This is a genomic window from Streptomyces umbrinus (assembly GCF_030817415.1).
GTDB lineage: Bacteria > Actinomycetota > Actinomycetes > Streptomycetales > Streptomycetaceae > Streptomyces > Streptomyces umbrinus_A.
In genome coordinates this window covers 11,363,546-11,376,178 of the sequence record NZ_JAUSZI010000002.1, presented here as the reverse complement: position 1 = coordinate 11,376,178, position 12,633 = coordinate 11,363,546, and the positions used below count along the sequence as shown (strand labels likewise).

Below are 12,633 nucleotides of genomic sequence, written 5' to 3'. Positions count from 1 at the left end.
CGACTCCGAACTGCGGGGCAGATGCTCGTAGTAGGTTCCATTTCTTAGGTATCCGTAAGAGCGCGGTCCCCAGCGACGCTCTAATCCTGGCCTCAGGTTGATCGGGGACAATGAGCGGCAAAAACATCGACTGGAAGGGGGCGGGCCGGCGTGCGGATCATGATCGCGGATGATGAAGTGGCCATCCGTGAGTCGCTGGAGCGGGTGCTCCAGGTCGAGGGTTACGACACCAGCACCGTCGCCAACGGTCTCGCCGTGCTCGACGGGTTCGGTGGGGCCGACGGTGACACGCTGGATCTGCTGATCCTCGACGTGATGATGCCCCGCCTCGGCGGGCTGGAGACCTGCCGGCGGTTGCGGGCCGCGGGTCGGGATCTGCCGGTGCTGATGCTGACCGCCCGTGACCAGGTCTCCGACCGGGTCGCGGGGCTGGACGCGGGCGCCGACGACTACCTGCCCAAGCCGTTCGCCATGGAGGAGTTGCTGGCCCGGGTGCGGGCCCTGCTGCGCCGGCGCGCGCCGGCCGACGAGGAGTCGCAGATCCTGTCGTTCGCCGACGTCCGGCTCGATCCCGACAGGTTCGAGGCGTGGCGGGGCGGGCGGCCGCTGCGCCTGACCCGGACCGAGTTCTCCCTCCTGCAGGTCCTCGTGAGCAACGCGACCCGAATCTTGACCCGCGACACGCTGTTCGAGGCGATCTGGGGCTTCGGCCTGAGCTCCACCGCCAACAACCTCCAGGTGTACGTGAGCTACCTGCGCCGCAAGATGGAGGCCGAGGGTGAGCCGCGGTTGATCTACACGCTGCGCGGCCTGGGATACACGTTGCGGGAGACTCCTCCGTGAGCAGGCCCGCCGGCCGGGAACCGCGCCGGCTGACCCGATGGTGGCGCCGGCGGTCCCTGCGGACCAGGCTGACGGTGATCGCGGCGACGGCCATCGCGGTCAGCGTGTTCGTGGCCTTCCAGGTGGCCAGCGAGCTACTGGGCTGGGAGCTGCGGGACGCCGCCAAGAACGAGCTGCGCGCCGACTCCCGCGTCCTGGCGACGAACGCGGAGCGCGCCGGTCTGGCGCAGGTCCAGCTACCGCCGTACCCCGGATCCGGTCGGCTGGTGCGGGTCATCCTGCCCGACGGCTCGGTCCGGACGCCGGCCGGCCAACCCTCGCTGCCTCCGGTCAGCGAGCACGCCGGGCGCGTGGCACAGGGCGCGTCGGCCGACCTGATGGAGTCGAACGGCGGCGACGAAGAAGGCTACGTCATCTACACGCTGAGGGCGGGCGACGGCGCGGTCCAGGTGGCCCGCGCCGTCGACGACGGCCCGATCAACCAGTTCGGGTTGGGCATGCTGCTGATCGGGCTGCTCTGCGTGGTCGGCGGGGCCTTTGTCGGGCGGACCGTGGCGCGGACCGCGCTGGCACCGATCGACCGGCTGACCGCCGCCGCGGTACGTGTCGCGCACACCCGGGAGCTCGACGCCGACATCCCGGATGAGGGTGGTGGGGAGATCCGTCGGCTGATCCAGTCGATCAACGACATGCTCGCCGCGCTCCGGGACTCCCGGCGGGCACAGCGGCTGCTCGCCGAGGACGCCGCCCACGAGCTCAAGACCCCGCTCACCAGCCTGCGCCTCAACGTCGAGCTGCTGATCCGGCTCGATCGGCGCGGCACCCTGGACAGCGCACTGCCGGCGGAGAGCCGGACCCGGCTGCTCAACGACCTCGGCGCCCAGGTAACCGAGTTGAGCAACCTTGTCGCCGAGCTGACCGACCTGGCGCGCGGTGACGTCAGCGACGAGAGCACCGAGGTGCTCGACCTCGCCGACGTGGTGGCGGCCGCCGCGACCCGGGCGGATTCCCGCGTGCCCGACATCGAGGTGGCGCTCGACGTGACCTCTGTGTGGGTGAGCGGGCGTCCCGCCGCGCTCGAGCGAGCGGTGCTCAACCTCATCGACAACGCCGCCAAGTGGTCCCCCGCGGACCAGCCGGTCCAGGTCCGGCTTCGTGCCGAGGGCGCGTCGGTGGTGCTCGAGGTCGACGACGCCGGGCCGGGCATCGACGCAGCCGACGTACCGCGGGTGTTCGACCGGTTCTACCGTGCCGACAGCGCACGGGCGTTGCCGGGATCCGGTCTGGGGCTGTCGATCGTGCAGCGGGTCGTCGACGCCCACGGCGGCCGGGCCACCGTCGCCCGCTCCGCACGCGGTGGCGCGCTGCTTCGGGTCGACCTTCCGGCCGCGGCCCCGCCCGCCCCGATCGCGCGGCTCACCGCCGGGGAGGACACCGCGGTGCGCTGACCCGCCCCGGCGGCGCGGCGCAGGACAAGGGACGGCGGCCCTCGGGCATGGCCCCGCGCGGCTCACCGTCGGGGCAGGACACCGCGGTGCGCCGACCCCAGCCCCGGCGCGTGGCGCAGGACCAAAGCGGCGCGTGGCGCAGGACCAAAGGGCGGCGACCGTCGGGCCCATGAAAAAGATCCGGGACGGGCCTGGGGCCCCGTCCCGGATCTCGTCCGTGCCGCCGCGCTCACCGTTGCAGCGCGGGCTCCTCGTCGGCGGTGAGCGGCTGTTGACTGTCCGGCAGCTCCGCCGCTGGATGGGACAGCCGGCTCGGCCACCACATCCGCCGGCCGATCAGCAAGGTGAGGGCGGGCACCAGGACCGACCGCACCAGCAGGGCGTCGAGCAGCACGCCGAAGGCGACCAGGAACCCGACCTCGACCAGCATCACCAGCGGAAGTGTGGCGAGGACCGCGAACGTGGCCGCCAGGACCAGGCCTGCCGAGGTGATGACGCCACCGGTGGCCGAGAGGGCTTTGAGCATGCCCTCTCTGGTGCCGAGACGCATGGTCTCCTCCCGGGCCCGGCTGGCCAGGAAGATGTTGTAGTCGACGCCGAGCGCCACCAGGAACAGGAATGCCAGCAGCGGCACCGAAGAGTCGATGCCCTTGAACCCGAGAATCGTGTCGAAGACGAACACGCTGCCGCCGAAGGCCGCGGCGAATGAGACGACCACGGTGGTCATCAGGACCAGCGGGGCCAGGATCGCGCGCAGCAGCAGCCCGAGGATGATCAGGACGACGACGAGCACCAGCGGGATCACCAGCTTCTCGTCGCGCACGGTGGTCACCTCGGTGTCGAGGTTCTCCGCACTCGGCCCGCCGACGATCGCCTCAGCCCCGCTCACCGCGTGCACGGCGGTGCGCACCCGCTTGATCGTGTCGTACTCTGCGGCGGTGTCCGGCGCGTCCTTCGGGGTCACGGAGATGTTGGCCCAGCCACCGCTGGTCTGCTCCGGGACGGCCTCGGCCACACCGCGAGTGTCCTTGACGATGTCGAGCACCCGCTCCTGGTGCGCCGGCCGCGTGAAGATCGTCATCGGCTGGCCGCCGAGCTCCGGGAAGTGCTGGCGGAGAACGGTGAAGCCGTTGACCGACTCCGGCGCGGACAGGAACTGGTCCTGCTCCCGCAGGGCGCCGGTGTTGCCCGCCAGCCCGAGGGCGAGCACGCCGAGGACTCCGAGCGAGCCGAGCGTCGCCACCCACCGGCGGCGGCTGATGGCGGTGCCGAGCCGCCCCCACAGCCCCGGCTTCTCCTCCACGGCCGTGCTGAACCGCGGGATGGTCGGCCAGAAGATCCGCCTGCCGAGCACCACGAGCACCGCCGGGAAGAGCGTCAGCATGGCCACCAGCGCGCACAGGATGCCGGCCCGCACCGATCGGGCCCAGCCCGCTGGTGCTGTTCAGGTCCGCGACGAGCAGGCAGAGCAGGCCGGCGACCACGGTGGCCGCGGACGCGACGATGGCCGGCGCCGCGCCGCGCAGCGCGTGGACCATCGCGACCCGGACGTTCTCATGGTGGTGCAGTGCCTCCCGATATCGAGCGATGAGCAACAGCGCGTAGTCCGTGCCGACGCCGAACACCAAAATCGTCAGCAGCGCCGAGTTCTGGTCGTTGACCACGATGCCGAAGCCCTTGACGAGCAGGTAGACGGTCCCCATCGAGGTCAGTGCGGCCGCGCCGACGGCCATCAGCGGGATGATCCACAGCACCGGGCTGCGGTAGGTGAGGATGAGCAGGAGCGTGACGACGACCATGGTGGTGAGGAGAACCTGCACGTCGATGCCGTCGAAGACGGCATCCATGTCACCGTCGATCGCGCCCGGGCCGGTCACGTCGAGTTCCAGGCCGGCGGGGCGGTCCTTCGCGGCGTCACGTACCGGGCCGACGAGGTCCTCCGGTGCGCCGTAGGCCGTGCTCACCTCGAGGGTGAACACCATCGCCTCGCGGTCGGTGGATCGGCTCGTCGGTGAGCCCTCGTCGTCCTCGCCAGCCGCCACCGTCCCCTTCGGCGGATACTGCTTGGTAAGGGTGTCGTAGTGGCGCTCCACCGTCGCGCGGTCGGCGTCGGTCATGCCGCCGGCGCGGTGGTACACGAAGACGAACGTGTTCTCGTCACCGCCGGGGAGACTGTCGTCCAGCACCGCCACCTTGGTGGACTCGGCACCGGCCGGCAGGGTGTCCACGGCGCTGTCGGTGGTGACCGAGCTCAGCTTTCCGCTCAGCGGCACCATGGCCACCGCCATCACCAGCCACAAGCCAATCACCAACCATGGCACCCACCGGCCTGCCAACCGACCGGCCGGCGCTTCCCCGGACGGCGCTGCGTTGACTGCCATCACTAGCCTCCTACATATGCATCGCTTATCTGGATGCCTACTTCCTACTGAGCGAACCTGAGACGACTGTTAATGCGGTGCTCAGGCCGGTTGGCCGGACCATGTGCCCAGCGCACGCACCAGCTTGGTGGCGTCGAGGTCCTGCCCGGTGGGCAAGGCCCGGGCGACACAGCCGTCGGGCCGGATCAGCAAGGCGTCGACGTCCACCCGGTCCGCGCGGGCGGTGACGGTGTCGACCCGTCCGGTCCACGCGGCCGCGGCGTCGCGGGCCTCCGCGCGGTCGACGAGGTCGAGCAGGAGCCCACGACCCTCACGCAGCAGGTCCGCCGACCGGGTCACCACGGTGACGACGTCCGGGTCGGGCCGCTCCAGCGTCAACTTCATGTCCGGGCACAGGGTGCCGACGAACCGGTGGTCGTCGCCCAGGTCGTACCGGACGTCCATGCCGGCGAGCATGTCGGCGACGTACCGGTGGGCGTCGTCGAGGGTCCTGGCGCAAGGTCCCCTCTCCGTGGCGCTGGCTGCTGGTCGTCGCACTGCCCGTGGCTGTGGGCTGGGCGTGGGGTTCCTTCGCCGTGCCGGATGACCCGTCCCGTTCTGGTGAGAGCGATATCCACACCCCCGGACCAGTGCGCCTGCTCCTCGAACTCACTGTGTTCTTCGGCGCGGTGGCCGCGCTCAACTTCGCCGGCCTGCGCCGCGCGGCCCGCTGGATCCTTGTGATCATGGTCGGCTACCAGGTCCTCGCCTACGACCGAATCGGCTGGCTGCTCAGCCACTGACCCGCCTCCGATACGTTCGCGCCGTTGGCCGAATGTGCGCCGGCGGAGCCATCCCTCCCACAGAGCCACACCCAACTTCGACTTCCTGAGGTGCGCCCGGGAGACAGACAAGCTGAGGGAGGTCATCGCCCGCACGATCACCGACCTGGCGACGGTCGGCGCCCCCGCCACCTGGGCCCTCTCCAACCACGACGAAACCCGCCACGCCACCCGCACCGGCATCACGACCCCGCTGCGCGACCAGGGCCGCCCCACCGACCTCACCCTCGGCACCCGCCGAACCCGAGCAGCGGCCCTGATGATGCCGGCGCTGGAGGTCCGTCACGAGAATGCTTTCCCCGTAGCGGACCATCGCCTCGTAGTACCTCGCGGCCACGACTCGCAGCCTCGTGATGCGACTCCTTGAGAGGTTCGGCCGTCTTCAGTACGGGCCGTTAGGCCGTCGCTCCGGCCGGCCTCGGCAGCGGCTCGGTGATCAGCGGAGCCGAGGCCCAACCTCGCGCCACCCCACCACTCGGATGCCCCTGCCCAGCCTTGGCGGGCATCGACGGCACGGCATCGGAACGGACACTTCCGTTTCCCTGTGTCCTGCCAGCGTCCCGAATTCGACGTCCAGCCGCTCACACCGGCCATATTCAGCAACGTCCCCGACCGCGACGGCAGCACATCTGTGCACCCATGAGGGCCGGGGTTTGTCAAGGCGCATGAGCTCCCGTCCCGGTGAGGTTGTGGCCCTGTTCGCCGGGCTGTTGTGACTGGTGGGCGGGGATGCCCAGGCCGTGGTCCCCCGGCATGCGGTCCTGCGGAGGGAAGCCTCCACGCACCCATTCGATCCCGGCCGACCGGGCGGGATCATGACCTTGCTTCGGGGGCCGGGCTGCTCATTCAGGTCATCGAGCGCGGCGTGGCCGGCTCATGCAGCGATGCGAGCTCGCCCGGGGCTTGGTGTCCCACTCCTTGGAGGTGGTCGTCACGCTGAGGTGCAGGGCTCCTTCGGCCGGCGTGCCGCCTCGACGTCGCGCAGCAGGTGGTAGGCGTGGGTGAGGAGTTTGCGGGCGATCGCGATGGTGGCGATCTTCTTGCCGCGGCGGTGCGCGATCTGCTCGTAGTGGGCCGCGAACTGCGGGGAGCGTTTGGCGGTCTGTGCCGCCTCGTTCATGATCCAGCGGAGCCAGGGGTCGCCCTGTTTGGAGATGTGCCCGTAGCGCACGGTGCGGTCCGAGCCGCGGACGGTGGGGGTGAGGCCGGCCCAGGAGGCGAGTTTGCGGGCGGAGGGGAAGCGTGAGATGTCGCCGACCTCGGCCACGATGATCTGGGCGGTGAGCCGGCCGACGCCGGGCAGCGCGGTGAGCGCCTTCACCCGCGGGTCCGTCCTGGCCGTCGCGGCCAAGCCCGCGTCGGTCCGGTCGATGACCTGCTGGAGTGCATCGATCATCTCCAGCAGGTCGGCCACCACGTGCCGGGAGGTTTCCGGCAGCGGCAGCTCGTCCAGCCAGGCCCGGCCCGGTGCGCTCCAGCAGCTGGACGCACGGTCGCAGCCGTGGTGGGCCAGGACCGCGTGGATCCGGTTGCGCAGCAGCGTGCGCAGCCGCACGAGTTGGGCGCGGTGGCGCAGCACGGCCCCCTGCTCACGCAGCAGCAGCGGGGCGATCCACGCCTCCGGCAGCAGGTCCGCGCGCAGCAGATGGGCCAGGGTCGCGGCGTCGACCTTGTCGTTCTTCAGCCGCGCCAAGGCGATCGCCTTGCACTGCAAGGGGTGCGCCATGTGTGCCTCGAAGCCGTAATCCTGGAGCAGCTCGATCAGCCGGCCCCAGCCGAACGCCGCCTCGAACGCCACCGGCGTGCCCACCGGCAGATCTCCGATCACCCCCAGCACCGTCTCCCGGCCGTTGGGCACGTTCCGGTTCACCGCGATCTTCCCGCCCTCATCCGTGACGGCGATCTGCGACCGGCGGCGGTGCACATCGATCCCGACGTAAGCCTGCATCCCGGGCCTCCTCCCCGAGTTCCGAACCCTCCACAACCGATGGTCCTCCGGGCCCGCCCGATTGGGGCCCCGGCCCTCATAGGGTCAGGTCAGACCAGTTCGAAGAGCCACCGCCAGCCACAACACCAAACCCGCGAGCAACGGATTCAGTCCGTTCAGGCAAAGTTGACGATCCGACACCCAAAAAAGAACGTATCCGCAGGTAAGAAGCCTACGCAGGTGGGGCGGGTGGGACTCGAACCCACAGCCGACGGATTATGAGTCCTTTGAGGATCTTGGCGACCCTTGCCGATCAATGCCCATCCATGACGTTTTTGCAGGTCAGAGCATGTATGCCATGCCGGCATCCCTTCACCTTTGCCGGTCTGTTCCTGTCCTTGCGCCCCGAACGCGTCCCGAATCCGCCTTTGGACAGCGGCAGTCCGGCGGCGCCGGACGGTCGCCCCAGCCCGGAGAGGGGTCTCGAACTCGCGCGCAGCGGATTGACCTTCCGACGCCCAGCGCCACGAAGGCAACGGCACCTCCCCGGGAGCCGAAGTGCCCCATGGTCGGTGTAGAGCGCCTCGGCGCCGGCCACCGCGAGACGATGGCGGCCAGGGGCGAAGAAGGCAGTGCCCCAGCGGCCCACCAGTAGGCCCAGGGCGTAGGGCGGCTGAAGGGTGGGGTCGCCTCTGCGTGAGCGGCTGGATGAAGGTGACGTGCCGCGTCAGGCCGCTTCGCCGACGAGGAGACCAGGCAGGATGATGTCGAGCGCCCCCGTGAGTCGCTCGTGGAGGTCGAAGGGGGCTGGCTCTTCTCGGATCCAGCGCAGGATTGTCGTGAAGTAGCAGGCGGCCAGCAGTTGTCCGGCCTGGTCGCAGCCGACGTCCGCCCTGATCTCCCTGCGCTGCTGACCCTGTTCGACGATCCTGGCGAGTTCGATCTCCAGAGACGGATCCTGAAGGAGACTGCCATACCGCGCGGAGGCGTCCATCAGGACGGTGGTCTCGGCGCGGGAGGCGACGTTGAGGTCGGCCATCTCCTTCAGGTAACGGCGCAGCCGGTCTCCGACCGGCAGGTCCTCGGCGCGCTGGGAGCCGAGGATCTCGTTGACGCGGGCGCGGCGGCGGGCTCCCCATTCCTCGAGGAACCCGACCTTCTGTGAGAAGTAGTTGAAGACGGTGGCCCGGGCGACGTCGGCGGTTTCGGCGATCTGGTCCATGGTCGTCGCCTCGTACCCCTGGGTGACGAACAAGTGCAGCGCCGCGGCGTAGAGCTGGTCGCGCGCCTGCTGTCGCTTGCGTTCCCGGCGTCCGACGGGCGGCGCTGCGGGCACGACTTCGACTCCTGCCTCCGGGATCTTCATGGCCTCCAGTACAGCACAGGGCTGCACGGGTATTGACGCCGCCATACCGCCTTCTTAGATTGTCTTCCATTGATGGACTCCAGTCCAAAAATACACTGAGGTCTCGCTATCTGATGCGGGACGAGACAGGAGGCAACGTGGCTTCCGTGGCATCCCGAACAGGCTGTGTCGAGCTCGGACGCGGCTGTTACGCCTGGATCGCGGGCGATGCCGGATGGGGCATGAGCAACGCCGGGCTGATCACCGGCCGGGGCGAGTCGCTGCTCGTCGACACCCTCTACGACCTGCAGCTGACCAAGACCATGCTCGACGCGCTGACGCCGCTGACCGCCACCGCGCCGATCGCCACCGTGGTCAACACCCATGGCAACGGCGACCACTGGTTCGGCAACCAGCTCGTGGCCCACGCCGAGATCATCGTGGCCCGCGGGTCCGTGGCGGACATGCGCCAGGTGGGTCCGGCCGAGATGCTGGCGCTGACCAGCATGGACAGTCCCGCCGGACACTTCGCGCGACGGATCTTCGGCCGCTTCGACTACGCGGGCATCGAACCCGCACTGCCGAACCGGATCTTCGACGGCGAGAGCGTCCTGGACATCGGCGGCACCGAGGTCCGCCTCATCGACGTGGGCCCCGCGCACAGCGCCGGGGACACGATCGTGCACGTGCCGCAGGCCCGGACGGTCTACACCGGCGACATCGTCTTCGCCGGGGCGGCGCCGGTCGTCTGGCACGGCCCCTTCACCCGCTGGCTCGCCGCCTGCGACCTGTTGCTCGGCCTCGACGCGGACATCGTCGTACCCGGCCACGGCCCTGTCACCACCAAACAGACGGTCCGTGAGATCCGCGACTATCTCGAATACGTCCATGAGCAGGCCACCGCCCGGTTCACCACCGGCATGCCGGTCATGGACGCGGCACGCGACATCCGCCTCGGCCGCTTCGCCGACCTGCACGAGAGCGAACGCCTCGCCGTCAACGTGCACACCGTCTACCGGGAGCTCGACCCCGCGCTGCCCCCACTCGACGGCCCCGGGCTGTTCGGCTGCATGGCCGAGCTCTGCCCCCGCGTCTGACGACGCTCCCCCCGCTCGCCCTGCCGAGGCCCCGCCCTCCGCGACCGGCGCACCGCCCCCTCCGGTGCACCCAACTCCCCGCATTCCCCCATCGGGCCGAACGTCCCGCCAACCCTGCCAAGGAGGAGACATGGTCTCCGTCCCCGCCTACGACCCATCCGCCGCCCCGTCGTCGTCCGACACCCCACCGGCCGCCACGGCACGCCACACCCGCACGATCATCGCCGGCTGTCTGGCCGTCTGCCTGGCCCAGATCGGACTGGTCCTGCCCGCCGCGATCAACGGCGTCATGCAGCGCACCCTCCATGCGTCCGGCGGAGAACTGACCTGGATCAGTGACGCCTTCCTGGTGCCCGCCGCCGTCCTCGCGCTGACCTTCGGCGTCGTGGGCGACCTGTACGGCCGTAAGAAACTGGTGGTGGGCGCGGCACTGGTGTCCGCCGTCGGCTACCTGGTGTCCACCACCTCGGACTCGGCAGCCCAGCTGATCACCGGGCAGGCGATCTCCGGCATCGGAGCCGCCGCGCTCTTCCCCGCCTCCTTGTCCATGATCACCGCGGTCACGACCACCCCGGCCGCACGGGCCAAGGGGCTGGCCTCCTGGACCACGGCCCTGTCGCTCGGCGCCTTCCTCGCCCCGCTGATGTCCGGCGGGATCGTCGAACACGCCTCCTTCCAGTGGGCGTTCGGCGTGACCGGCGTGCTCGCCGTGATCACCGCGTTGGGTGCCTGGCTGCTGGCCACCGAGTCCAGCGCCCCCGAGGGCCGCTCGCTCGACTGGCCGGGCCAGATCGCCATCGCCGTGGCCATGCTCGCCCTGCTGTACGGCATCATCCAGGGCCCCTCCGACGGCTGGAGCTCGACTCCCGTCGTCGCGTCCTTCGTCGCCTTCGCCGTGTTCATCGTCGCGTTCGTGCTGGTGGAGAGCCGCAGCACGGCCCCGATGCTGCGCCTGGAGCTGTTCCGTATCCCGGCCTTCGCCGCGTCGGCCGCGATGGCGGTGATCGGCATGTTCGGCTTCCTCGGCGGCGCGTACGACCTGAGCATCCGCCTCGGCGTCATCCAGCACCAGAGCCCCTTCCAGGCCGCAGTGCCCTTCCTGGTCATCCAGGGCGTCACCCCGCTCATCTGGCCGCTGCTGGTCCGGATGCTGCACCGGGTGGGCCCCGGCCCCATGCTCGTCACCGGGTTCGTCTCACTGGCCAGCGCCCAACTGTGGCTGCGGGCGGTGCCGATCCACGAAAGCGGCCTGATCCCCCTGCTCGGGCCGCTGGTGCTCAACGGTGTCGGCTTCGGTCTGGTCGTCGCCGCCCTCACCGCCGCCGCCGTGAACGTCGTACCGCCCAAGCTGACCGGCATGGCGGGTGCCACCACCAGCCTGGTCCGCGACCTCGGCCAGACCCTCGGCCCCGCCGTCGTCGGCGCCGTCGCCCTCGGCATGGCCGCACGTCAAATCACCGGCAGCCTCGCCGACGCGGGCCTGACCCCCAAGGAGCACGGCATCGCCTCCGCCGTCCTGCACGAGGGCGGCCCGCTCGCGCTGCACACCGCCGACCTCGGTCCGCTCAGCGCCAAGCTCGCCCCGTACACCACGGAGGCACTTGCCCGCGGCTACAACAACGGACTGATCCTCACCGCCGTCGCCTGTCTGGCCGCCGCTGTGATCGCCGCCGTCTTCGTCGGCTTCGGGCGCAGTGGCACGATGTCGGCCGAGACTGAGGGGATTGTGGCATGAGGTTCGCGACCTTCGTGCACGACGGGAAACGGCAGCCGGGAGTTGTCGCCGGCGACCAGGTCCACCCGTTCGAACACCCCGTCGAACTACTGGATCTGGTCATGGAGGGCGAGCAGTCCCTGCGCTGGGCGGGCGAACGCGCCCTGACCGGCTCCCTGCCGCTGCCCCTGGCCGACGTACGACTGCTGCCACCGCTGCGACCGCCGACCGTACGTGACTACATGACCTTCGAGGGCCATGTCGCGGGCATCGCCCAGGGATACGGCGACACCGTGCCCGACGAGTGGTACGAAGCCCCCGCGTTCTACTTCACCAACCCGTACTCGGTGATCGGCGCCCACGACGACGTGCCGGTGCCGCCGGGTTGCGCACGCTTCGACTTCGAACTCGAAGTGGCCGCCGTCATCGGCAAGCCCGGCCGGGACCTGACCCCCGACCAGGCGCGCGAGCACATCCTCGGCTACATGATCCTCAACGACTGGTCCGCTCGCGACCTGCAAGGCCGCGAGATGAGGGTCAAACTCGGCCCGGCCAAGGCCAAGGACACGGCAACCACCCTCGGCCCCTGGCTCGTCACCGCCGACGAACTCGAACCCCACCGCAACCCGGAGGGGTTCCTCGACCTCGCCCTGACCGTCCAGGTCAACGGCGAGACCGTCGGCCAGGACCGACTGGCCAACATGGCCTGGACGTTCGAGGAGATGGCGGCGTACGCCTCCCGAGGCACCTGGATCCGCCCCGGCGACGTCCTGGGCTCCGGCACCTGCGGCAACGGCGGCTGCCTGGCCGAACTCTGGGGCCGCAACGGCACCTTCGAACCCCTGCCGCTCGTCCCCGGCGACATCGTCACCATGACGGTCGAGGGCATCGGCACCATCAGCAACACCGTCATCGAGGGCGTCGCCCCGGTGCCCGTGCCATCCGCCCGCCGCAGGCAGTGACCCCGCACCGGCTGGAATCGACCCCGAGCGACGGCTCTCCCCAGCCCGAAGCCTCCGCCCCCTGAACAACCTGCCTCTGGCAGACCCCGGTGCCC

General features: G+C 70.2%; 10 protein-coding genes and 1 pseudogene. 7 read left to right on the top strand and 4 right to left on the bottom strand.

Going from position 1 to position 12,633, the window contains the following annotated elements:
• Positions 1–150: 150 nt before the first annotated feature.
• Both QF035_RS50430 and QF035_RS50425 read left to right on the top strand, forming a co-directional pair.
• Positions 151–843 carry a response regulator transcription factor gene (locus tag QF035_RS50430; protein WP_307529382.1) on the top strand — a complete coding sequence of 231 codons (693 nt, stop codon included), beginning with the start codon at positions 151–153 and terminating at the stop codon, positions 841–843.
• The gene (locus tag QF035_RS50425) at positions 840–2,291 is read left to right on the top strand and encodes a HAMP domain-containing sensor histidine kinase (protein WP_307529380.1); all 1,452 of its coding nucleotides are present in this window, start codon (positions 840–842) and stop codon (positions 2,289–2,291) included. Before QF035_RS50430 ends, QF035_RS50425 begins: the two co-directional genes overlap by 4 nt.
• A 229-nt stretch (positions 2,292–2,520) precedes the next feature.
• Here QF035_RS50425 and QF035_RS50420 read toward each other — a convergent pair.
• Positions 2,521–4,672: pseudogene (locus QF035_RS50420) on the bottom strand (MMPL family transporter).
• 81 nt (positions 4,673–4,753) lie between these two features.
• Positions 4,754–5,209 carry an aromatic-ring hydroxylase C-terminal domain-containing protein gene (locus QF035_RS50415; RefSeq protein WP_307529378.1) on the bottom strand — a complete coding sequence of 152 codons (456 nt, stop codon included), beginning with the start codon at positions 5,207–5,209 and terminating at the stop codon, positions 4,754–4,756.
• A 5-nt stretch (positions 5,210–5,214) separates the two neighbouring features.
• Between QF035_RS50415 and QF035_RS50410 the strand changes: the two genes are divergently transcribed.
• Together QF035_RS50410 and QF035_RS50405 are read left to right on the top strand one after the other, a co-directional pair.
• Positions 5,215–5,454 carry a DUF2568 domain-containing protein gene (locus tag QF035_RS50410; RefSeq protein ID WP_307529377.1) on the top strand — a complete coding sequence of 80 codons (240 nt, stop codon included), beginning with the start codon at positions 5,215–5,217 and terminating at the stop codon, positions 5,452–5,454.
• A 34-nt stretch (positions 5,455–5,488) separates the two neighbouring features.
• Positions 5,489–5,860, top strand: coding sequence for a hypothetical protein (locus QF035_RS50405; RefSeq protein WP_307529375.1), 372 nt, complete (start codon positions 5,489–5,491; stop codon positions 5,858–5,860).
• 564 nt (positions 5,861–6,424) lie between these two features.
• Here the strand turns inward: QF035_RS50405 and QF035_RS50400 are convergent.
• Positions 6,425–7,441 (bottom strand): IS110 family transposase, encoded by a 1,017-nt coding sequence (locus QF035_RS50400; protein ID WP_307529373.1) that lies wholly within the window; start codon positions 7,439–7,441, stop codon positions 6,425–6,427.
• 706 nt (positions 7,442–8,147) lie between these two features.
• The gene (locus QF035_RS50395) at positions 8,148–8,786 is read right to left on the bottom strand and encodes a TetR/AcrR family transcriptional regulator (protein ID WP_307529371.1); all 639 of its coding nucleotides are present in this window, start codon (positions 8,784–8,786) and stop codon (positions 8,148–8,150) included.
• A gap of 146 nt (positions 8,787–8,932) precedes the next feature.
• On the opposite strand from QF035_RS50395, the gene QF035_RS50390 reads away from it, so the two are divergent.
• The 3 genes from QF035_RS50390 (at position 8,933) to QF035_RS50380 (ending at position 12,538) form a co-directional block, all read left to right on the top strand.
• Complete coding sequence (locus tag QF035_RS50390; RefSeq protein ID WP_307529369.1) at positions 8,933–9,862, top strand: MBL fold metallo-hydrolase; 930 nt, start codon at positions 8,933–8,935, stop codon at positions 9,860–9,862.
• A 130-nt stretch (positions 9,863–9,992) separates the two neighbouring features.
• Positions 9,993–11,597 (top strand): MFS transporter, encoded by a 1,605-nt coding sequence (locus QF035_RS50385; protein ID WP_307529367.1) that lies wholly within the window; start codon positions 9,993–9,995, stop codon positions 11,595–11,597.
• Positions 11,594–12,538, top strand: a complete 945-nt coding sequence (locus tag QF035_RS50380; RefSeq protein ID WP_307529365.1) for a fumarylacetoacetate hydrolase family protein — start codon at positions 11,594–11,596, stop codon at positions 12,536–12,538. The genes QF035_RS50385 and QF035_RS50380 overlap by 4 nt, the downstream gene beginning before the upstream one ends.
• The last annotated feature ends 95 nt before the right edge of the window (positions 12,539–12,633 follow it).